17 protein-coding genes and 2 tRNA genes are annotated in these 22129 nt (G+C 64.2%); 4 read left to right on the top strand and 15 right to left on the bottom strand.

The window, feature by feature from the left end; translation table 11 throughout:
• Positions 1–174 precede the first annotated feature (174 nt).
• The 11 genes from ACYVG2_RS00095 to ACYVG2_RS00045 form a co-directional block, all read right to left on the bottom strand.
• The gene (locus tag ACYVG2_RS00095; protein WP_460779116.1) at positions 175–1401 is read right to left on the bottom strand and encodes a type II toxin-antitoxin system HipA family toxin; all 1227 of its coding nucleotides are present in this window, start codon (positions 1399–1401) and stop codon (positions 175–177) included.
• Entirely contained in the window at positions 1398–3011 is a 1614-nt protein-coding gene (locus ACYVG2_RS00090; RefSeq protein ID WP_460779115.1) for a DUF262 domain-containing protein, read from the bottom strand. The genes ACYVG2_RS00095 and ACYVG2_RS00090 overlap by 4 nt, the downstream gene beginning before the upstream one ends.
• Positions 3012–4099: 1088 nt before the next feature.
• A tRNA-Met gene (locus ACYVG2_RS00085) sits at positions 4100–4173 on the bottom strand.
• Between the two features lie 44 nt (positions 4174–4217).
• Positions 4218–4289: transfer RNA gene (locus tag ACYVG2_RS00080), tRNA-Thr, on the bottom strand.
• A 66-nt stretch (positions 4290–4355) separates the two neighbouring features.
• Entirely contained in the window at positions 4356–5486 is a 1131-nt protein-coding gene (locus tag ACYVG2_RS00075) for a M23 family metallopeptidase (protein WP_460779113.1), read from the bottom strand.
• A 191-nt stretch (positions 5487–5677) separates the two neighbouring features.
• On the bottom strand, positions 5678–6472 hold the full coding sequence (locus tag ACYVG2_RS00070; RefSeq protein WP_460779111.1) for an inositol monophosphatase family protein: 795 nt from the start codon (positions 6470–6472) through the stop codon (positions 5678–5680).
• A complete protein-coding gene (locus ACYVG2_RS00065) occupies positions 6469–7704 on the bottom strand; it encodes a hypothetical protein (RefSeq protein WP_460779110.1) in 1236 nt (411 codons plus the stop codon). The genes ACYVG2_RS00070 and ACYVG2_RS00065 overlap by 4 nt, the downstream gene beginning before the upstream one ends.
• A 95-nt stretch (positions 7705–7799) precedes the next feature.
• The gene (locus ACYVG2_RS00060) at positions 7800–8597 is read right to left on the bottom strand and encodes an enoyl-CoA hydratase/isomerase family protein (protein ID WP_460779109.1); all 798 of its coding nucleotides are present in this window, start codon (positions 8595–8597) and stop codon (positions 7800–7802) included.
• A gap of 49 nt (positions 8598–8646) precedes the next feature.
• Positions 8647–9141 (bottom strand): FBP domain-containing protein, encoded by a 495-nt coding sequence (locus ACYVG2_RS00055; RefSeq protein WP_448964047.1) that lies wholly within the window; start codon positions 9139–9141, stop codon positions 8647–8649.
• A gap of 26 nt (positions 9142–9167) precedes the next feature.
• Positions 9168–10040 carry a bile acid:sodium symporter family protein gene (locus tag ACYVG2_RS00050; RefSeq protein ID WP_460779108.1) on the bottom strand — a complete coding sequence of 291 codons (873 nt, stop codon included), beginning with the start codon at positions 10038–10040 and terminating at the stop codon, positions 9168–9170.
• Positions 10041–10094: 54 nt separating this feature from the next.
• Positions 10095–10691 (bottom strand): hypothetical protein, encoded by a 597-nt coding sequence (locus tag ACYVG2_RS00045; protein ID WP_460779106.1) that lies wholly within the window; start codon positions 10689–10691, stop codon positions 10095–10097.
• 465 nt (positions 10692–11156) lie between these two features.
• On the opposite strand from ACYVG2_RS00045, the gene ACYVG2_RS00040 reads away from it, so the two are divergent.
• The gene (locus ACYVG2_RS00040) at positions 11157–15218 is read left to right on the top strand and encodes an NACHT domain-containing protein (RefSeq protein WP_460779105.1); all 4062 of its coding nucleotides are present in this window, start codon (positions 11157–11159) and stop codon (positions 15216–15218) included.
• A gap of 318 nt (positions 15219–15536) precedes the next feature.
• Here the strand turns inward: ACYVG2_RS00040 and ACYVG2_RS00035 are convergent, their stop codons facing one another.
• The 4 genes from ACYVG2_RS00035 to ACYVG2_RS00020 all read right to left on the bottom strand — a co-directional run bounded on the left by ACYVG2_RS00035 (position 15537) and on the right by ACYVG2_RS00020 (position 19262).
• On the bottom strand, positions 15537–16685 hold the full coding sequence (locus tag ACYVG2_RS00035; RefSeq protein ID WP_460779104.1) for an SIR2 family protein: 1149 nt from the start codon (positions 16683–16685) through the stop codon (positions 15537–15539).
• A gap of 194 nt (positions 16686–16879) precedes the next feature.
• Complete coding sequence (locus tag ACYVG2_RS00030) at positions 16880–18247, bottom strand: FRG domain-containing protein (protein ID WP_460779103.1); 1368 nt, start codon at positions 18245–18247, stop codon at positions 16880–16882.
• 47 nt (positions 18248–18294) lie between these two features.
• Positions 18295–18663: a hypothetical protein gene (locus ACYVG2_RS00025; RefSeq protein WP_460779102.1), complete on the bottom strand. Its 369-nt coding sequence runs from the start codon at positions 18661–18663 to the stop codon at positions 18295–18297.
• A gap of 47 nt (positions 18664–18710) precedes the next feature.
• A complete protein-coding gene (locus ACYVG2_RS00020) occupies positions 18711–19262 on the bottom strand; it encodes a hypothetical protein (protein WP_460779101.1) in 552 nt (183 codons plus the stop codon).
• Positions 19263–19337: 75 nt separating this feature from the next.
• Between ACYVG2_RS00020 and ACYVG2_RS00015 the strand changes: the two genes are divergently transcribed.
• From ACYVG2_RS00015 to ACYVG2_RS00005, 3 genes are read left to right on the top strand one after another with little or no spacing between them, the layout of a single operon-like run.
• Complete coding sequence (locus tag ACYVG2_RS00015; RefSeq protein WP_460779100.1) at positions 19338–19559, top strand: hypothetical protein; 222 nt, start codon at positions 19338–19340, stop codon at positions 19557–19559.
• A 55-nt stretch (positions 19560–19614) separates the two neighbouring features.
• Positions 19615–21876 carry a KAP family P-loop NTPase fold protein gene (locus tag ACYVG2_RS00010; RefSeq protein ID WP_460779099.1) on the top strand — a complete coding sequence of 754 codons (2262 nt, stop codon included), beginning with the start codon at positions 19615–19617 and terminating at the stop codon, positions 21874–21876.
• Between the two features lie 46 nt (positions 21877–21922).
• The gene (locus ACYVG2_RS00005; RefSeq protein ID WP_460779098.1) at positions 21923–22078 is read left to right on the top strand and encodes a hypothetical protein; all 156 of its coding nucleotides are present in this window, start codon (positions 21923–21925) and stop codon (positions 22076–22078) included.
• Positions 22079–22129 lie beyond the last annotated feature (51 nt).

The following is a 22129-nucleotide window of genomic DNA, read 5'->3' as shown; positions in this document are numbered from 1 at the left end:
CTGTAGAAGGAGCGGGGCTTGAACTCGCGACCTCACGATTATGAGTCGTATGCCGTGGGCCGGTGGGTGCTCGTTCGCCATCGTTCGCCGCGTGATCCGCGGACGCTGTCATGGTTGGTCGCGGCTGGTCGAGAGTGCTTTCAGCGGAGTTACCGGCACGGACCCGGCAGACGTTCACCTATCCGCACCGCTGATCTGCTTAGCCATCTGTTCAAAGTTCTCAGCGATCCAACTTCGAGCATGCGCAGGGAAGCACTCCCTCGACGCGGCGCCCCACGCCTCGAAGAAGCGCTCCAGCGTACCGTCGACGACATCCAACACATCGGCCGGAGCGACATGCAGCACGTTCTGCAGGCGGACAAAGTCCGACCGTGTCACTCGGTGAGGCAACCTACTACCGCCGAATCTTAGGCCTAGATCGTCCGGTGTCCCGCCGGCGTAATATCCGGCTGTTGATACCAAGTCGTACGCGGGAGACAACGCGGCGTGACGGCCATCCTCGAAAATCAGTGACCAATTCTTGAGATGCGCGTCGCCGTTCCCGACGAGGAGATTGAAGGTCAGTCGACGCACGAACTCTTGAAGGGAACCGTGGTCGATTCCGCGATATAGCAGACCTGCAACGGTCTCAAACGACCCCGAGTACTTTTGATGCGGATACAGGCCACGAACCTGGGCCAAGTCTTCGATGTGTATGCGTCCACCGTCCGGCGTGCGATCGAAACGCGCAATCGCATAAGCAAGATCCTCCCGACCGGGCCACATCACCTCTGGCACGGGAGGCAGCTCATCACGATGAACAAGCCTGAACTCAGGACACCGGATGCCGACTTCCTTTGCGAGGCTCATCGTCGCGAACTCGTTCGACGGAACATCAGGGTAGATGGCATCGGGGAACTTGACGATCCAGTCGCCGAGCTGGTTCGCCGCCGGAATGCTCAGCCGATCGCCGTGGCGAAGCATGGAGAACTTCAGGCCGACTCCCGCGAGCGAGAACTTCCACGGTGACGGACCCCCATCCGACGTCGGCAATGCATGAGTGGGGACACTCAGCTCTGCCTCGTCTAACTCACCGTCGAATGGCACCACCTCAACGGCGCCGGGGAGGTCCTGCCCGATTTGGAGAAGTAGTTGGAGCTCCCGATCGACGCTCACGCCTCGGTCATGGGCGATCCAATTCCGGAGCGGGCCCTCCGGCAACAGATTGGAGAACCAGGGAGGAAGGCGAAGAGCCGCTTGCGGTGACTGCCGCGGGTTATTTTCGAACCAAAGGCTTAGAACGTCCCGGTCGGGCTCCTCCCAGTAGCCATCCTCGAAAACATAACGAGCGACGTCACCCCGCTGCAAAATCGTGCCAACTCTACGACCGCCAAGTTGCACCGCATGCGCAGCGACAGTCATGGGTTCGCCGTCGGCACGTCGATGACGACGAGTTCTTCGTCCCCATTTTCATCGTCGAGGTGGTCGAAGTTGAACTCCTCAAGCGGAGGCGTCAGCTCGAGCCCGAGACCGGTCTTCTCCGTCAAGAAGCGTGCCACGTGTTCATTCAGGAGCAGTTGGCGACGCGAGAGGAAATCATCTGTCCTCGTGCTTGTCAAAAGCCGCATAAGTTCCTCGTCGAGGAGGTGTGAGGTCCAGGCATTCGGGTCAAGATCCTCGAAGAATCTCGCCCGGTCTACGACGGCGAGTACGCGATTCGCAGCGTTAGAAGCGGGCTCCTGCGGGAGAAGTTGAAGGGCTACATCTCGAGGCGAGGTCTCCGACTCTAGTGCTGCGGCTAGATCTCCATAAGTTAGGGGGGCACGCGTCGCAGGGTTGATTGGGCCCAGAGCCCAAAGCGCACCGAGAATCACTTTCCCTGATGAGTTGTTGGTTCTGAAGGCCCGAAGGTCTGGCGACGGGATGGCTCTTTCCGTGCGCGTTGCGTCGAGCAACCGCTGAACACTTCCGCTCTCGTCGCCGGACTGAACAAGGTTCGCGAGCGATCGAATATTCGCCGTCGATCCCGTGTAGCCAAGTTGTGCCGAGAGCGCAGTCGAACGCCACACCCAGCGCGACAGCAACTCCAGGTTGCGTGGTGCAGGCTCCGGAAAGTGTGCGAAGAACCTGGCCAGCACTAGAAGATGAAAACGGAAGGGGACGAAGGCGCTGTGCGGGACACCGGCGTCGGACTGGAGGAATCGGACAACGTGAAGGAGTGATTCCTCGCCTCGACGATATGCGTCGGCTTGGGTATCCGCAATGAATGCGACCGCCGCCTCTCGGTCTCCCGAAAACTCCGACCGGATATTGCGAGTGAGGTCTGGGTGGCGAATAACGAGGATCGCCTGGTAGATCGTTTGATCGGGGAGCCTGCCGAACTCGGTGAGAGTGTCAAGGCGGTCCGCGATGGCCGACATCGATAGCGTGCCGACATCGTCCCCACCAGCGCCATGAATGGCATCGAAAATCTCGGAGCCACGAAGCCGCTTGCCCGCTGAGTTGATTCGATCGAAGATCTCCCGCAGGAGTGTCTCGTCGCCCTCCTCGATCACCGAGGCAGGCACCTGGACGTCGCGCAGCAGCCCCGTTACACGCTGAATCTCCGTGGCATACTCCGCCGCGTCGGGGTTTCGCTGCAGCCAAGCGAAAGCCCTTCCCAAATCGAACAGATCTGGGAGCGGGACCGAAAGCTCGCTCTTCACATCCTTGGCGAGCGCAAATCTGTGCTTCGAAAGTACGTAGGAGATCGCGAATCGCTCGTCCCGTGCGGCGTCTGGGTCGACTGCGTTGACGAGACTAGTGATGCGCTGCTGACCGTCGATCACCCAGAGTGCGTCCCTACGCGCATCCGCGTCGACCTCGAGGGCGCCGATTGTCAGGCGCCCCGCTGGCGCATCCCGCCGCCAAAGCAGCATCCCGCCGAATGGGTAGCCGCGCAGAATGCTGTCGAAGAGAGCAAGCACGTCCGTTGCGGCCCAACGGAAGGAGCGCTGGAACTCGGGGATCCTGATCTGCCCTGACTGCACCAAGGCTACGAGATCCTGGATTCGGAAGTCTTGATTCCGTGAGCTAGTTGACTGATCCGTCACAGTGGCCCTTTCGCTTGTTCCCATAGTGTCGCACGCCCCCAAGCACGGCTACCAGGCGCGACGACGGGATGGCGTTGTCGAGGACCGCCCGGACCGCAGCGAAGCGAGGACCGGACGGACCGCAGACGATGCCATCCCGCTTTCGCCGGCCGCTAGGCCGGCCTTGAACGAGTAAAGAAAGTTCTCACAGATCCATTCCGAGGACGTCCATTGGGAAAGGAACCGCCGCTGATGGCACGTCTGACCTGCAGTCAACGGTTGTCGTGCGACCTTCCGCCCGAATGACCGCGTCTACGTCGACGAGTCGAAGGCGCGTGGGTACTACGTCGTTGCGACTGCTACCGCAATCGGCGACGTTCAGCCGTCTGACCGGGCGCTGCGCGATCTCCTCAAGCCGGGTCAGCGACGCATCCATTTCAAGAGTGAGAGCGACAGTCGACGCCCCCAGATCCTCTCGCGCATGTGCGCTCTCGAGGTACGCGTGTCCGTGTGGGTCGTCAAGCAGCGGTCAGACAAGGAAGCGCGACCACTGTCCTCGGCGCACTCGCTGACGAGGCCGTCCGCGCTGGTGCGGCGCAGCTGATCATCGAAAGAGACGAGTCTCTTGAGCGCGCCGACCGTCGACTGATCGCAGACGCGATCCGCCGCGTTGGATCTTCGGAGATGCAGTACCGGCATGTCGCGCCAGCATCCGCTGCTCTGGGTGAGTGATGCCGTTGCCTGGTGCTACTCGAACGGCGGCGACTGGATCCGTCGCGCCAATGCGATCGTCGAGCCCCGGGTCACCCGGCTGTAGGAACACGTGAGCCTGGCTCGTCATACCGTCCGGAAGACTGCCAGGCTCCGAGGGCTACTGCCCGCCGTCCTACTAGACGTACCTCGGCAGGGCGATGACGGGCCAGTGTGGCTGTTCTCGACGCCCCAACCGGCACAAATCCGGCACAGGGACTCACCTCAAGACACACCCGCCGATCCAGGCAGATTCCCGGATACGACAAAACCCCCGATCTCCCGGGGGTTTTCATCTGTAGCAGGAGCGGGGCTTGAACCCGCGACCTCACGATTATGAGTCGTGCGCTCTCACCAACTGAGCTACCCTGCCGCACGGCATCCCCGCCCATGAAGAACATGAAAGCGAATGCTGCGAGCCCCGAGTCAGGATTGAACTGACGACCCCTTCCTTACCATGGAAGTGCTCTACCACTGAGCTATCGGGGCGTTGTCACCCGTGAAGGCAACCACACGAGAATACCATTTCTTCGGCGTTCTCAAAAACTGAGACGGTCAGTAGGACTTGCGTCCGGCGTTCGTCTGCAGCCACGGAAGCGGATCGATGGTCGAGTCGTTCACGATCAGCTCGAAGTGCATGTGAGCGCCGTAGGAACGTCCGGTGTTCCCGACCAGCCCGATGATGTCGCCGACCTTCACGGTCTCGCCCGCGGCGACCCGCAGCGAGCCGTACTGCATGTGCGAATAGTGGCTCGTGATGAGCGCCCCGTCGATGATGTGATCGATGTAGACGGTGACGCCGTAGTTGCCGCCGGACTCGGTCGCGATGCGCACGGTTCCGTCGGCGATGGCCTGCACGGGCGCGCCGTCGCCGGGCACGAGATCGAGCCCTTCGTGCAGACGTCCGTCACGCATCCCGTACCCGTAGCTCATGCCCACACCGACGGCGAACGGCCACTGGATGGCCGCAGTCCGATCATTCGTGTACAGCGAGTCGGAGAACGCGATGCCCTGCTCCGCAGCAAGGTCACCGAGCGACAGCGTGGAGTAGTCATCGGTGCGCTGAAGCACCTCGTTGTGCACATCCGACGAGGCGACGTACGCCTGGATCTCGTCGTCGGAGGCATCGGATGCTGCGCCGGACGACGCCGCGACGAGCGAGGTCGTCGCCTGCGCCGGAATGCCCTGGGCTGCGGCGACGGCCTCGGCGGGCAACGTCATCGAGACCGCGAGGAGACCGGCGATCCCCATGATGCTCATGGTGGCGCAGGCTGCGACCAGCTTGCGACGTGAACGGCTCTTGCGCGGTGCGACGTGGGCGGTGGTCGCCTCGGTCGGGAGGGAACTGGCGGTCGGCGTCTCCGGCTCGGTGAACGCCTTCTGCTCCCCGGTCAGCGCGCGGAAGGCGAGAGAAGCGGCGGTGAATGCATCCTCTGCGTCCTGCGGCTCAGCGGCAGCCTCGGCGACCGGTTCGCGACCGACCTCCGCGGCCGGCACCAGCTCGATGACGACGGGCCCTTCGGACACGACGCCCTCGACGTAGTCGGCGATCTCTTCGGCGTTCTGGGATGCGGCGACCTGCGGCTCTGCGGTCGCGGCACGAAGACGTTCGCGAGCCTCGCGACGGGAGAGAGTCGGGATGACGACCTCGACAGAAGAGGTCTCATGAACACCTGCCGGGGTCACGGAAGCCGCGGTCCGGCGACGGCTGGAACGGCGCGAGGGCGCAGGCTCAGCCATAGGGGTGTCAAGGGGCAAAACGGTTCTCTCGGGGATTCGTCACGCTGGGGGGCTATTGACCTTCGACGTTCGGGCATCGAAGGTAACGAACGGGTAAACGTTACCGTGCTGGCGCTGAGAATGCCATGTACGGATCCTCAATTCTCTTTGTCAAGGACGCCGGAGATCTGCGCATGCACGCGCGCACCGGCGGCGACCAGCATCGGACGAGCGGATGCCGTGTCCCGACGCGTCACGACGCCACCCGCTTCGGTGACCAGAAGTGCTCCGGCGGCGAAGTCCCACGGATTCAGGCCTCGTTCGAAGTAGCCGTCGAGCCTGCCTGCGGCGACGTAGCTGAGGTCCAGCGCGGCAGAACCGATCCGCCGCACATCGCGCGCGATCGGCATGATCTGCCGCACCGTGAGCAGGTCGCCGTCGTGCGTTGAAGGATCGTAACCGAACCCCGTCGCGAGCAACGCGCCCGCCGGTGTCTCATCGGTCACCGCGAGACGGATGCTGCCGAGCCACGCACCCTCGCCGCGCTCGGCGGTGAAGAGCTCCCCCATCACCGGCGCGTAGACGGCCGCAGCGAGCGGACTCCAGCTGTTCGGATCGGCACCGCCCTCGACGGCTGCCACACTCACGCTGTACGCGGGCATGCCGTATGCGTAGTTGACGGTCCCGTCGATCGGGTCGACGACCCACGTCACTCCTGTCGTGCTCTCACCACCACCGGACTCCTCACCGAGGAACCCGTCGCCCGGTCGCTCGGCGCTCAGGCGCGCGCGGATCAGCGCCTCGACCTCGCGGTCGGCTTCCGTGACGATGTCGGCGAGAGTCGACTTCGTGGCCGCGAGCAGGAACCCGTCTGCACGTCGGAGCCGTGCGAGCTCACCTGCCTCGCGCGCGATGTCGGCCGCGAGTTCTCCCAGACCCAGCGCCGCGGTCACTGCGGCGGCGCGGGGGGAGGCGGCGGGAACGCACCAGGCGCTGCCGGGGGCTGACTCGGCGCCGGGGGTTGCTGCTGCGTCTGCTGCTGCGGAGGAAGGTCCGGAACAGGCGGCACATCGGGCGCAGGCGGCACGTCGGGCGCAGGCGGCAGATTCAGGGCTGAAGTGTCACCGGCGATGCCGTCGGGTGCGGGCGGCGCCCCGGCCGGAGGAACCGGCAGCCCGTCCGGCCCGATCGGGGCATCAGGAGACGACACGAAGCCCTGCTGCGGCGGGTAGATCTGCTCCGGCGCCTCGGGAGCAGCGGCAGGCGCTTCCGGCGCCGCCGGCGGGTACTCCGTCTGCGCCTGGTAGTCAGTCTGCGCCGGGTACTGGTTGACTTCCGGGAACTGCTGACCCGAGTACGAGTACTGCTGCTGCGTCGGGTACCCGGTGTAATAGGCGTTCCAGTCGGGCGAGCCGTCCTGCAGCACAGGCAACGGCGTCACGCCGTCGGCGTACGTCGGCCACTGCTGCTGCACGGGCTGCTGCTGACCCCCTGCCGCGAGCGCGGGAGCGGCGGCGTACGAGGGCGGCGCGTAGGCGGCGGGCGCCGCATTCGGCCGCTTCGGCGCGAAGAGCGCATTGAGCAGCGGGATGAGCGTCGTCCCCACCGCGGCCAAGATCGCCAGAGCGACCACGATGCGCCAGTACAGATCGGCGTAGTGGAAGGTGTCGGGAAGCGTGAGGTAGATGACGAGCATCGCGACCAGCAGCACGAGCACGCCGATCGTCGCGTAGTAGATGATCGTGGTGAAGGTCGTGACGTAGCGCTTCGCCGCGGGTGTGAACAGCCGCACGTGCAGCAGCGCGAGCTGCAGGATGCCGACGACGAGCACCAGCTGGAAGAAGCGCGTGATACCGCCGGCGTACTCCCCCGGCTCCTCGGGCAGCCAGATCTTGACGGCACCGACCAGCAGCGCGACGATCCAGGTGATCATGCTCGCCAACGCCAGCCAGTCCGGCCTCTTGGGTGCGAGCCCGGCTTCGAGGATCGCGATGCCGGCGAACGCCGCGAGCAGCAGGATCGTGAGGAACGCGCGACCGATGATGCCGTCCTGATCGCCGATCAGCACCCACACGACGCACACGAGCGCAGCCGCGATCAATGCGCCGATGGCGATCCAGATCGCGCCCCTGATCATCAGAGAGGCGTTCGTCTTCCCCTTGGATTGCGTGCTGACCTCTGACATGGAGTTCCCCTCTTCAGCCGATTGCTCTCATCCTGCCACGCCGCGACCTGCGCGTGCAGAGCTCGTCGCTGCCTGTGGGCAAGTTTCGCGACGAGTCAGCGTGCCTTCTTCGCGGATGCTGCGGCGAACGCGGCGACGCGCGCCTTCGCATCCGCGGTGTCGAAGGCCGCTCCGATGGAGCGCGCCTCCTCATCGAGCTGCTCGGTGAACGACCGTTCTGGGCGTGAGCGCACCAATCGCTTCGCCTGGCCGTACGCATCGGCCGCCCCGGCGAGCCAGAAACGCGCGACCTCCTCCGCTCGTCCACGCACGCGGTCGGCCTCGTCCGCGGCATCCGCACCGCTCACGACCTCGGCGACCAGCCCCCATTCCATGGCTTCGTCGGCGGTGAGCAGTCGGTCCTGCAGCACGAGCTGCAGGGCACGGCGCTGGCCCACCGCTGCGGCGAGCTGCGCCGAGACCGACAGGTCGGGCGTGAGCCCGATGTTCGCGTAGAGGCTGCCGATCTTCGAGCGCCCGCCGACGACCGCGTAATCCGAGCAGAGCAGGATGCCGAGACCGCCGCCCGCGGTGGTGCCATGGGCCGCAGCCACGACGGGGACGCTCGATTCCGTGAGTGCGCGGATGCCGGCGTTGATCACACCGGCGAGATCCGCGATGTCGGTTCCCGCACCCATCGTCGTCGCCATGTCGAGCACGTCGCCGCCCGCGCAGAACGCGGGCCCAGCGGCATCCAGCAGGATCGCTTTGACGTCGTCCCTGGATGTCGCCTCGGTCGTCACATCGCGCCAGGCACGGGCGAGATCGGCGTTGAAGGCGTTGAGGCGCGTCGGGCGGTTCAGCGTCAGCCGCGCCAGCCCTCCGTCGACCGAGAACAGGATGGGTTCGCTCATGGCATCTCCTTCGAAGCGCAGGGTGAGTTCGTCGCGCCCAGCGTATTCGTCAGTCCAGCGGCTCCAGAACTCGTTTGGCGAAACCCTCCATACGGCGCCGTGTGCCGTCGAGGCGCATGTCGATCTGACCGGGAACGCGGATCTCGTTCGGAGCCAGCGGATGCGCGAGCCGCACGTTGTCATGGCACGAGAGGTCGGCGCAGATGTAGGTTCCGACGGAGTCGCCTCGGCGTCCGGCATCCCCCGCTCGACGCGCGGAGAACAGGGCGACCTGCCCGCCCGGCTGCATCGTGTGGCAGATGTTGCACATCCCCGTGCGCGCACGGCCGGGGTCGGTCGAGCGCAGCACGACACCGGTGAGCCGTCCGTCGATCTCGACCACCACGCATCCACGCTTGCTCGATGCCGGATCGCGCCAGGCGAGGAAATCGTGGAAGTCCCAGTCGACGAGAAGGAAATCGTGCGGCATCTCGATCAGCCGCAGCTCCTCCTCGGTGGCGTTGACGAACGACGCGCGGACGTCGGATTCGGTGAGCGCTCGCATCGCTCCAGTCTAGGAAGGCCTCGGACCTAAGAGGCCATCGCAGTCTGCGGTTCGCGCTCCCGGATGAGGAATCCGAAGCCGAAAGCGACGAAGAACATCAGCACGCCGTAGACCGCGGCCGGCAGGCTCAGCTCGACCGATCCGAGGACGGTCTGAGCGATCACGATCGCCAGCGTCGCGTTGTGGATGCCGATCTCGAACGATACCGCGATCGCCTGGCGTCGCCCGATCTTCAACAGACGCGGAACCACGTACCCGACCGCGAGACTGATCAGGCAGAACAGGATCGTGATCAGGGCGAGACCGGTGAAGTTGTTCACCAGCAGCTCCCAATTGGACGCGACGGCTCCCGCGATCACGACGATCAGGATGATGACGCTCGCGATCCGCACCGGGCGATCCATCCCGTCGGCGAACTTCGGCCAGTACCTGCGAACGAGCATCCCGAGGGCGACAGGGAGCAGCACGATCGCGAACACCTCGAGCGCCTTCGCCCACTGCAGTCCCAGCTGATCGTCGAACGGCTGGAAGTACATGATCGCGAAGTTCGTGATCAGCGGGAGCGTGATCACGGCGATCACCGAGTTCACCGCGGTCAGCGAGATGTTCAGCGCGATGTCGCCTCGGAACAGGTGGCTGTAGAGATTCGCCGTGGTGCCGCCCGGCGACGCCGCGAGCATCATCATGCCGACCGCGAGCACCGGCGGCAGCTGGAACAGCAGCACGAGCCCGAAGCAGATCGCGGGCAGGATGAGCAACTGGCACGCCAGCGCTGTGAGAACCGCCTTCGGCTGCTTCAGAACGCGAGCGAAGTCGGCGATGGTGAGGCTCAGGCCCAGACCCAGCATGATGATGCCGAGGGCGACCGGGAGCCCGATGGTGGTCAACGCTGATCCCATGGGACTCAGTATGGCGGCTGGAGGCCTCCGGTGTCACCGATATCGGCGGATGTCCTACTGCACCACGCTCGGGTCGAGCGCTTCCACGATGACGAGGGCGTCAGCATCCGGCATCCCGACAGACCAGATGCGCGCCGTGGAGCCGATGGCCGGAATCTGCGTCTGCAGAAGGGTGTCGCTCTGATTGTCCGGATTGCTGCGGTGCCAGCGCGCGTGGACCTGTGCTCCCGACGGGTCGGTGACCATGAGCGCGAACGATGACGCGCCGCCTTTGTCGAGGAGAGCGACGGCACGATCCGTGACGCGCCCTTCTGTCGGGGTGGCACGGTGCCTGATCTGCGCCCAGCGCTCGGCCAGCAGCGCTTCCGCACGTGCCTGCCGACCGGAGCCCACGACGGCCATCGCGCAGCCGCCGAGGAAGAGAACCGGCATGATCGTGAAGATCACGTTGAACCACCACTGCGGGTTGCTCGTCCAGAGGTTGAACAGCAGGATCGCCGCGCCGATCGAGGCGAGTGCGAGGAGAGCCCAGACCGTCCACTTGCCGGCGGTGGGCATGGGCCTGCCGAAGCCGATCCTCTCCGGCACTCCGGCGTCGTCGAACGAGCGGACGAGATGCACGACATGTCCGACCGGTGCTTCGAGTTCCACGATCCGCCTCCTCCACCCTCGATGTGCTCGACATCGTAGAGTGCGCAGGTTGCGTGCGAGTTCACCCGGTGACGGATGCGGGATGCCGGCGCTCGCGCCTCCCTGAATCCCGCTCTGTCCGGCCTACGACTGAAGGCCCCCGCTGCGCGGAGGCCTTCTTGGTGTGGTGGGGTGTTCTCGGTTCTCTCAGATGCCTTGAGCCTTCAGGGGTCATGAACACCATGTACGCGGCCAAATCCTCCGCTGCGCGAGCGCTATTCCTCTTGGCCGGTAGCCCGCTCCCTACTTGATCCGCCGACCTCGGGATTTCGCACCAAAGACTCGGACTCAGACAACGCGAAGCCGAGTCCGCTCTCACCCGCGCTCACGACAGCCCCGACGAGTGAGGCTGCAGCTACGACCCCACTCGCCCTCCGGCGCCGGTCGTTTGCCCGCGCTGAAGGGTCACGCCGCTAGCGTGGTCAAGTGACCGTTGTAGATCGCCTCGTATCCCCCCAGTCCGTCGGCTTCACCGGCGAGTACACACCAGAGCTCGCAGAACGCGATGACGGGTCCCTCATGGATCTTGTGGAGCTGCGGCACCGGGTCGCGAGTTTGGTGTTGGGCGAGCCCGGGATCGGTAAGTCGACCGCGCTCCGTCACCTCAAGGAGAAGTGGCTCACAGCTGGTGAATCGGTTGAGCTCGTAGACCTACGCGAGTGCTCGTCCTCTCGCAGCATGGAGCTCACCTTCGAACGACTCGCCTCTAACGGTTCGAACCCCATCCTGTTGCTCGACAGTGTCGACGAGGCACCGGCACTCATCGGGAACTTCGTCCGGTTCTTGCGTGGCGAACTTACCCGCCTGACAAACAAAGGATGGACGGTCATCGCCGCCTGCCGCACCGCCGAGTCTGTATTCGCGCTCGAACGCTTGTTCGAAGACCTCGATGCAGGGGCCGCCCACGTACTGCTCCCGCTGAGGAGAAGCGATGTCGCCGAGTACGCGGCCAGTCGGACCATCAATGCTGCGGTCTTCCAGAGTGAGCTCTCACGCCGCAGGCTCGACTCCCTGGCCGCGATCCCGTACACACTGAAACTTTTGTGCGATATCTACGCTGTAGACGGCTCGTTCCCCGCGTCCAGGCCGGATCTGTTCGACCGTGCAATCGACCTATCACTCGGCCGGACCTCCGTCGATGACTACAGTCCGACCACCGCCGAGTCGGCTACCCCGATGCGTCAGCTTGCCACGGCGGAGCGCCTCGCCGCCTTCGCTACCTTCTCCGCAACAACCGACTACGCGCAGTACGCAGAAGGCCATACTGCGCAGGCGACACAGACCGAGCAGCTCATTGGTGTGAGCCCAGTAGCTGACCGGCCCGCCGCCATCGACTATGGTGATTTCCAGGCCGTGTTGAAGACTCCACTATTTGCGTCGAGTGGGCCACACGAACGACGATTCGCACACCGGCGTCTACAAGACTTCCTGGCCGCGAAGTTCTTGATCCGGCACCAGATCCCGCGCTCACAGCTTGAGTCGATCTTGGTAGTGCCCGATGGCGATGTGATCCCGCCACAGATGGCCGACGTCGCGACCTGGTTGGTTGCGCTCGACCGCGAAGCGTTCCACTGGTTGGTCGAGCTCGATCCCATCAGTCTCGCGCGGAACAAGATCGCTCTGGACGTTCCTGAGCTCGCGGAGGAGCTCGTCGACCTTCTTTTGCAGAGAGCACCCGCAGTCGAGCGCGCCATCTCCTGGAGAGATGAGCTGTCTGGACTTGAACACGGCGTGCTGGGCTCGCGACTTGGGCGAGCTCTGCGTGAGGGCACGGATGTCGAGCGTCGTGTGGCGCTTCGAATCCTGAGCGACTCCTACGTTCAGGGCGCTGAGGATGACGTCACTGCACTACTTGCCGACCGCACTGCGAGCCCTGCCATCCGAGAGCGGTCCGCCAGAATACTGATGCGGCAACGGCTATCCGACCAGATACTCGCCACAGGCGTTCTCGAACCGGACTATTTCGCAGAGGATGGCACCGCTGAACTGCGCGGCCTCGTCCTGAGAGCGCTTTGGCCCGAAGCCCTGAGCCCCGAACTCTTGATTCAGCTGCTGGTTCCACCACCGGAGCACTACGTGGGGAGCTACTCGATGTTCCTCCGCCACTTGACCGAGATTCTCACCGTCGAGCACGCCACCCACATCTTGTTGTGGGCCGCATCGAGCGACGTTCTGGATAGGCGGACGTGGAACGGCCGGGGTGCCCTCAGGGCTCTGGTGGAGCAGGCGATGTCAATCCGGATCGGTGCGATCCCCGAGAACGACCCGATCCCCGCCGACGTAGTCGCCGCACTACATGCTCAGATATCAGCCGCCGACCGTCGCATCCCCGTATCCCGTGTGTCAATGAGCGAGGACCTCCGCCGCAACCTCATTCGTTCGCTAGCAACAGCAATGGCGCCGGACAAGATCGGCTGGTTCCGACTCCACGGCCTCCGCGATGTCGGCGGAAAGCCGCTGCTCGGCCGAGAAGACCTTTCTTGGATGACCGAGACCGCGCAGCTGGCTCCGACAGCCGAACTCGCCCTCTGGGGAGAATTGATAGACCGCTACCTTGATTCGGCACGCGCAGACGACACGGAGCTCATGTGGGACGCTCGCGACACTCCCCTGTGGGAGTTCTTCCGCTACCGGTTCGACGCCATCGATTTGGACTCGGAGCTCGCCCGTCGTGCTAGCGCACAGCTTCGTGCCGACCGCGAAGAGATGGACGCTACCGATCCACTCGAGGCCGGGCCGATGAGCTCGGACGAGTACACCAGCGGCGTTCGGCGCCGGGTCCAGGACTCTCGTGACGATGCGGGACGGTTCTGGGATCTCGCGCGATGGCTGAATGTGAACCTTGAGCATCGACAGTTCGGGTATGACATCGTATCCGACCTCCTTTCATCCGACGCTTCACGCGAACTCGACCACCGGGTGCGCGCGGAGGTCTGCGAGTTGGCAATCAACTACCTCACTGACGCCGGTGCGCGCGAGTTCTTCAAGCCGATCCCGCGGCGAGTCGGATACGGGTCGGTGGCGGCCTATCAAGCGCTGCACACGGTGTTCATCCACGCGCGGTCCACGCTGGACCGCCTCACCGCTGAGGATTGGTCTCATGTGAACGCCGCGATCCTCGAGTTCCCTGCTGTCAACAATGTGGCGCCGGTCCGCGAGGAACTGCTGCGTCTTTCTTTCTCGGTCAACGCCGTAGCACTCACCCAGGCGATCCGTGCGCATCTTGGCCGTGTAAGCCGCGGAGCCAGCGCGAGCAACCATCTCACCGGACTTGAAGACTTCATGGAGCCTTCGATGTCAGTCGAACTCCAGAACGGGATCCGCGCCCAGGCATCCAGCAGGGCGGACTTGGCGACGCTCTATCTGAACGTCGATGCGCAGAGAGCGTTGCGATGGATGCGCCGGCGCATCGAGAGGTCCAATTCTGAGGACGAGCTGGCGGCAATTCTCGAGAGGGCGCTGCGCCACAGCCCATCAGCCGGCCTGGAGCTCCTGGAGCTGCTACTGATCAACCGCCCATCGCTAGCTCCGAGCGTTCTTCCACGCTTCGCAGGTCGGGAGCGTTTCGAACCTGTGTCGCTCGCTGATGTGGGTATCAGCATCCGTGTCCGTGTGTATGAGGCTGTCGCTTCACTGTTCCCGCCTGGCGAGTCGTTCCCGAGCGGGGTGCACTCGGTGTCGCCGCAGGAGGAGCTCGCCGAATGGCGGGACCAACTACTCGCAAGCGTTGTGAATGAAGGAACACGGGAGAGCTTTACCGCCGTCGTTGCAGTCGCAGAGCAAGTCTCCGGGGAAGTGACCGCTCACGCTGTCACGCGTGCTCGCGAGGCGTACCGCATCACCGGCTGGTCCCCCCTCACCGTTTCAGAGCTCCATGCTGTGCTGGAGCGGGAAAACGCGCGTTTGATCCGAAGCGCACGGGACGTGAAGATCGCGACACTAGACGCACTAGGCAAGATGGCGGAGTGGCTGCGCGGCGAGACACCTCAAGCGTTCGCACTCTGGAACAACCACGCCCCGCATGCCAGCCCCAAGGACGAGAACCGGATATCCGACTGGTACTCACATGGGTTGCGCCTGCTTCTTGCCCAAAGTGGACTGGTCATCAATCGTGAAGTCGAGGTTGTGAGTCCGACGGGCCAGGGTGTGGGGCGACGCAACGACATCCGAGTCGAGGTTCGGGACCCCCAGAGCGGAGAGCTCTACGTCGTCGTGGTGGAGGTGAAGGGCATCTGGAATCGCGAGGTCAAGACAAGTCTCCCCGAGCAGCTCGCGCGCGACTACCTCACCGGAGCTGGGCTCACACACGGCATCTATTTGGTCGTCACCTTCCCCAAGAGTCAGATCACGGACCGTTCGAAGGCTGCGGCAGTGGGCTCGAAGGCAAACGGCCTGCAGGCATATCTCGACGCCCAGGCCGAAGCCCTGTATCCCGCGCTGGACATCTCAGCGGTAATTCACGACGCTCGGCTGCCTACGGAGGGTTAGCTCGCGCCGTACAGTCGGGCGCCTATCGGACAGACGGGCCCGGGGTGCGCGACGGATGATGCGTGCGCATGGAACGGTGCACCCACTGGGTGGCATGGAACTGGCTCTCTCGCCATCTCGATCAAGAACGTCACGCGTATCAGCGCGGGCAGTTAAGCGTGGGTACGGTTCGGTCCAGAGCCCATCCGCGTAGATGCGGTGCTCCTTCGGTCAAAGCCAAAAGCCGCGGGCATCACTTTCACCGCCGATAGACAGACATTCCGATGCTGGGTGTGGGGCAACGCCATCGAACTGGACCATGATGCGGACGGGTAAAAGTCAGGCGATGAAGTCGTCCCACTCCGCGGTGCGCTCTACACCGTCCGCGCCGGTGCGCACGATGGTCAGCCAGTCGACGGAAGACCCGTCCTCTTGTCCCCAGCCGAAAGCACGTTCGACGTCGTGAGCGGCTAGGTCATCGCCGTGCGTGACGACAAGCACGCGGGGCTTCTCCTCGCGGACACGGTCGTTGAACTCCGCCCGCAGTTTCGCGTTCACGGGATCGTCTCGGAATGAGTACCCGACAATCAGCCAGTGATCTGCACCGCTGAGGGCGTCCACGAACATCTCGTATGCGAGGTTGAACGGGTACTCCTGCACGTGAGCGGACTTGTCGCGCTGGTTCGCGAGCACGACAACAGGTCGAAGGCTTGTCGTGTCATCACGGACGGCCTGCCACTGTTCCAGGTCCTCGAGGTGTTCGCGGCTGAGCTTCGCGTACATGGCCCCGTCTTTGCGCGCCCAGTAAGTGATTGAGCCGTGCAGATGCAGCAATCGAATCCGTCGAGAGGACGGGAACTCCGACGCCGACGTGCGCAGCGCAGGAACGTGCGCGACGGTGTTCCCGTCGGTGTCGACGACAGTCACCCGGCGAGCCCCGTGGGCCAGATCGACAACCTGCGAGAGGTCACAGCCGGCGAGCACCGCAGACAGCAAGAGTGTGTCGTAGTTGAGGTTCGCGAACGTCACTCGCCCGTCGAAAGCGCCCTCGATGGCAGAGACGAAGGCGTGAAGGTGCTCGGCGTCATCGGAGTAGGCGTGGGAGTTCTCAAAGATGACCTGGAGCACGTGTGACAGGCCGGTGTCCCGGACACGCGCCGCGAACGTGGCAACACGTTGAATCGCAGCCTGTAGTTCCTGATCCTGAGGTTGGGTCAGTGCTGCCAACCGTTCCAGGTAGCCCATCGTGCGGCTTTCCGCCCCGAACGCGCCAACGAGGATCTCGAAGTCATCCTCGCTTGTCACCCCGGCGGGGAGGGCGCGCTCGGCGATCTCTTTCATCGCGGTGACGACGTCGCTGCCATCGTCAGAGGCGGCCCTCATGCGTTCCACCATCTCAGTCGTGATGGCTCGCAGGTTCAGGGCAGGGTTGAAGGCGATGGAGAGGCCGTTGCCGACCAGGACTGCGATATGACGTTCGTCGGGCATTTCTCTCCCCTTGCGGCACCCCAGGCGGGCGTGCCGGTCGTTCAATTCAAGTGGTTACGGAGTCTCGTCACTGATACATCAGTGCACAAATACGCGTGTGGGGCTCCGCTGCTGCGGACATTGTGCGCGACCTTTACGCGTTCGTGGCCCTTCCCTACCTGCAGGACATCGGGATCACCATCCGGTAGCGGGACTCAGTGCGGACCGAAAGGACCCCGCAGATGTTGGACGAGCCCACCGAGGTCAGGGTAGACGCTCGAGTAATGAAGGCCCTTGCCTTCCAGGTAGGCGCGGATCGGCTCCTTCGCCTCCGCAAGGATCCGGAACGCGAACACCGGGACGAGGTTCGCGGCGTTCGGTTTGGTCAGCACATCATGACGGGACGGGAGGCCGACGATGGAGGTCGCCCGTGCAATCTCCGACGCCCGCCAATCCTTCTCCAACGCGTCAGTGAACACGCTCACCACATCGCTGGTGAGGATGGGACCGGCTTCCAGGAGGAAGCCTGCTCTCTGAGCGCGCATCCGGTCGCTCAGCGCCGGCGGGAACCACGTCCACGTCCGCGTGCCCGTCCCCCAGTCCGCAGGACGACGATGCTCATCGTCCTCCCAGGCATGCCAGAACGGTGTGTCGCCCAAGAGGGCAGGGAGGTTCTCGTTCGGGGCGGCAACGCGCTTCCCGACCCGAGGCGAGCGTCCCCACGCGAGAACAAGTCCGTCCGCGCTTTCGTGGCCCGGGTGCTCCTCCACCGCGAACCAGCACGCCATCTCTGGATCCGTCGACACGTCGATGAGACGGGTGGGAGCGCCATGATGTTGCAGTTCGGCGAAGAAGTTCAGTGGGCGGGTGAGGTCTCTGCCCCACCGTTCGGCCTGCCGGAGTTCTTCGATCTCGGCTGCCACGATGCGGTCCTCGTCGACGGCCCCGTTCTCCGCGAGCTGACGGTACAAGGAGGAGTGCACCTCCCACGTCGCGTCCTGCTGCCCCCGCCATACCAGCCGGTGCTCGTGCTGCTTCTGCTGCACCTTGTAGAGGGCCTTGAGCAGTGTGCTGACACTGTCGATGACCACCGCGTGGGTGTCGAAGAACGCGAACGCGGATCGTGATGCGCGTGGGGCCGTGGCGGATCGGGAACCGCGATGAAGTTGCAGCGCCGGGTATAGAGAGGCGACGGACAGGGAATCGCCCATCGCCTGACTGGTGAACAGTGCAGCCGTGCGCGCGATCTGCTCCAGCTGGATGTTGTTCGCCTTGACCACCGACTCGATGAGTGCGCCGATGTTGGCCTGCTTCATGAAGTTCGCCTGGATGTTCTCGCTCAGTGAGGCGATGATGCGAGACAGGTTGGCGTTGTTGACGATGGCTTCGTTCGCGCCGAACCGAGCATAGGAGCGGGCGAGATCTTGGGAGACGCTGTTGCCGAGGTCATACCTACGCGCGGAATCGGGCTCTTCGGGCACGACGGTCTCGTCGTCCGCGGGCGCGCCCGTGTCGTCAGCCACGCCCGCCTCCCCCACACCCTCGTCCGGTTCAGTCACATCGCCGGTCGGGTCATCGCTCATGCCGACAACATATCGTCATCGCGCACAGTCGCTCCGTCACCCGTGCATTAGGCAACGCGACGTGACGCCTTCGCACGGCGCTCCCTCCAGAACAGGCCGAACACCGTCTTCGGCAACGTCTGACGCCCACCGTCCCTGAGGAAACTGGCGTACACGAAGAGGTAGCGGACCAGAACTGTCAACCCGACGAAGAAGATTCCGATGACTGTGACCCTCCACTCCACGGGGAGTCCCGCGACGGCAAAGCCCATCACGACAACGGGGACGACGATCCCCGGGAGCGTGAGGGCGGTGAGAACCTGGATGGCGAGTGAGAACCCTGCAGGTTGCCGGCTTGCTTCGAGCGCTTCGCGCGCGAGTTGCGCCTCATGGGCGGCGGCGAGAGCTTCGGCCTCTGCCCGCTCGATTCGGTCCATCAGCCTCTTCCGCGCCGACGGGACGTCAGACACGAGCCTCGGGGCGGTCAGCTCTGCCAGACGTCCGTGCTCGCCAACGCCGCGGTTCGCCGTTTGCGAACCGTCTGGTCGTACGACCATCGCCAAGCCTCGTTGTTCGTGACGGGGAGGTCCAGATGGGCGCTCCGGAACTCAATCCAGATGGGGTGCTTGGCGGCGCCCGGCACAGTTCGGTCCAAGTGGGCGTACGCGTTCAGGAGTTCGGCTTTCAGCTCGCGAAGGTGGCGCGTGACTTCGTCGTCGTCGAACCCAGACCGGCCCCCTCCTGTGATGACGAAGAGGTGTTCGCGTGTGAGGCCGTCGGCGAGAAGCGCGTCGTAGACATCGCCCGAGTTGATGAGCGAGCTGATCTCGATATCGCGGAGATCCGTCTGCGCGGCCTTCGCGCGTTGTGTCGCCCCGGTGTGACGCGCGTCAACGTCGCTGACACGTCGGCGAGCGGCCTCCTGCTCCGCGTGTAGCCCCACATACCGGGAAACGAGCAGACCGCCGACGACGGCAATCATGGCGGCGGAACCTTGGGCGATAGAGCTGAGGAGCCAGTTGACGTCGGCGGCCATGTACTCATTCTGGCGTCAAGGCATGGACAGTACTGACATATCGCCTTGAATGGCGCGCGGCGCTACGGTGACTGCATGCCCGTACCGGAGTACACGGTCGCCGCGACTTGGCGCCTCGCCGTTGAGCACGCCTCGGCCCGATTCGAATACGACGCCTGCGCAGAACGCCTCACGGGGCGGAGGATCCTCCGCATTTACGCGGGCGGATACCGCATCCTCTGCCGTGAAACCCGGGCGCAGATCACCCTGCTCTACGTGCGCCGGACCGTTCGTCGCCGTTGGGAAAGACTGCTCTGACACCGACTCCACAGCCCCGTCGGGTGACGGCTGTAACCGGACAACGCTGTCTCGCATGGCCCCGACTACTCAGATGCGCGTCGCCCACGACCGCGGTGATCTGCGCGCACGGACCCATGCCAGGATCGACACCATGACGCGCACGTTCGAAGAGGCCTGGCTCAGCGACGACCCCCTCGATGAGCTCGACGACGAAGAACTGTTCGGACGCGCGCACCTCATCGAGCGGATCATCGAGGTGCTCGGCCGCGTGCGCGGACAGAGCACGTCCAGCACTGTGGCGCTTGTCGGCGCCTGGGGCTCCGGAAAAACGACCGTGCTGAACGGGCTCAGCCGTCGGTTGAGCGAGCCCGAGGACAGCACACGACGCGCTCTCGATGGTGAGCAATGGTGCGTTGCAGAGTTCAACCCCTGGATGTACTCCGGGGCACTCGACCTGCACGTCGGGTTCTTTCAAGCTCTCCGCGACGCGCTCCCCCGCGATGCCCAGTGGAACGACCGCAAGGACCGGCTCTTGAAGTTCGGACATGGCGCCGCCCCACTCGCGGGGCTCGCTGGCCTCGTGGGCGTGGACGGTGAACGCGTCTTCCGCCAGCTTCTCGATGCGGCATCCGACAGTCTCATCCAGCAGCGAGACAAAATCGAGAGCGCCCTGCGAGAGGCGAAGCAACCGGTGCTCGTCCTCATCGACGACCTCGACAGATTGACCGCCGACGAGCTGCTTCACGTATTCAAGCTCGTCCGGCTCGTAGGACGTCTCCCTCACGTCTACTACCTACTCAGTTACGACGAGCACACCATCGTCGATCTCCTCGCGAAGACCGACCTTGTCGCGGCGGACAATGACAGACGCGCACTGGACTACCTCGAGAAGATCGTGCAGGTGCGACTGGACATGCCCCTATTGCGCCATCCAGACATCGACCAGGTTGTCGACCGCGCCATCAGTCATGTCGCCGCGCAGCACCACGTCACCATCACCCCGCAGCAGCGCCAACGCCTCACCAACGCATTCGACGAGGTCCTCACCGAGCGACTACGCAGTCCCCGAGCGCTCAAACGCGTGTTCGGGCAGGTCGACGCATTCCTCGGCGCCCTCGGCGAGGAAGTCGCGTTCGATGACTTCTTCCTCCTCACCTGGCTCCGGACCATGGAGCCAGGCGTCTACGCCCTGATCCAACGACACCAGAAAGAGCTTCTCGGGACGAGCATCTTCTCGCTGCGAGATGTTCACGAACCCAAACCGACGAGCGAACAGATCAGGACCGAGTGGGTACAGCGCCTGCAGCGTGCCCACGTCGCAGACACCGACGTGGAAGATGTTTTCTATCTGTTGCAACTCCTGTTCCCGGCGCTTGAACCCGTCTACCGACGAGCAGACCTGTCCCGGCACGAGCCATATCGCTCGCCGGAACCGGAACCGGGGCGTATCCACCACCGGGACTACTTCGACCGGTACTTTGCGTTCGGTGTGCCCGCGGACGACATCGCCGACCAGGCTGTGCGCGACGGCGTCGTGGACATCGCCGGGTCACACAACGACACCGAAGCGGCGACCGCACTCGCGATGGTCATGGCCTCCCAGCCCGAACTCGCCGTACGCAAGATCTGGCAATACACGGATGCCGCCGAGGTGGCCAGCGAACAGCTCGTCGCGTGGATCCAGGAACACTGGCACACCGTGGAACGCGAGACCATGGTCTCCTCCCGAATCGAAGGACTCGCCGCGTCCCTCGTGCTGCGAATGCCGGAGCTGCGCATTCAGGCTCTCGCACGACAGCTCGCGTCCACCGCTGCGAACGCGCGTTTCATGGCCGCACTCGTCCATGCCGTCGACGGATGGCAGTACAACCCTCGCGATGATCCGCAACGTCGAGAAGCCACGAAGGCGGCCCTCCTACGGACGCTCGACTCGGTGTTCCGGCAGCTGCTTCTGAGCGCTGCCGCAACCGCCAAGTCGCCGTATGACATCGACGACAATCTCAGATCAGTCGTCCTCTACTGGCGACTGCACTCCCCGGCCGCGGTACGCGGCACTCTGCAGGAGATGATGACCAACGGTGTGGACACCCTCGACTTGGTTGGGTGGTTGCTGCCCGTGACGACCACGACGACCGGCGAGGATCGGCTCAGCAACTTCGGCGACCTGAGCTACATCACCGATGCTTTCGACATGACCTTCCTCCAAGCGCACGTTGACGAGGAACTCCCGGTCATCGGGAGCATGACACCGTTCTACGACCTGCCGGCAACGCGGGACTTGCGGCGGAAAGCAGCTCTGAACCTCATTCGGCTCGGGCAGATGAGCAACGAGTAGCGGTGGAGGGTGTGTAACCGGAGACGCTCCATGACACAGTGGACAGATGACCGCGACGCGCCTGCCCGTCTTCGACGCCCACGAGCGCACCGACCCGACGCCCTCGCGGAACGAGGAATCCACCTTCGCGTTCCTCAACCGCGTCGCCGGTGAGTACTGGATGCACCCCCGTGGTCTCATCGAAGACTGGTGCGCCCACTGAACCGCCCTGGGTTTCGTTCCGTTCCTTTATCGAGAGGATGGGAACATGCCC

The organism is Microbacterium shaanxiense (assembly GCF_054779995.1).
Note: the sequence above shows the minus strand (reverse complement) of the source record. Positions and strands in the feature narration are given on the sequence as shown.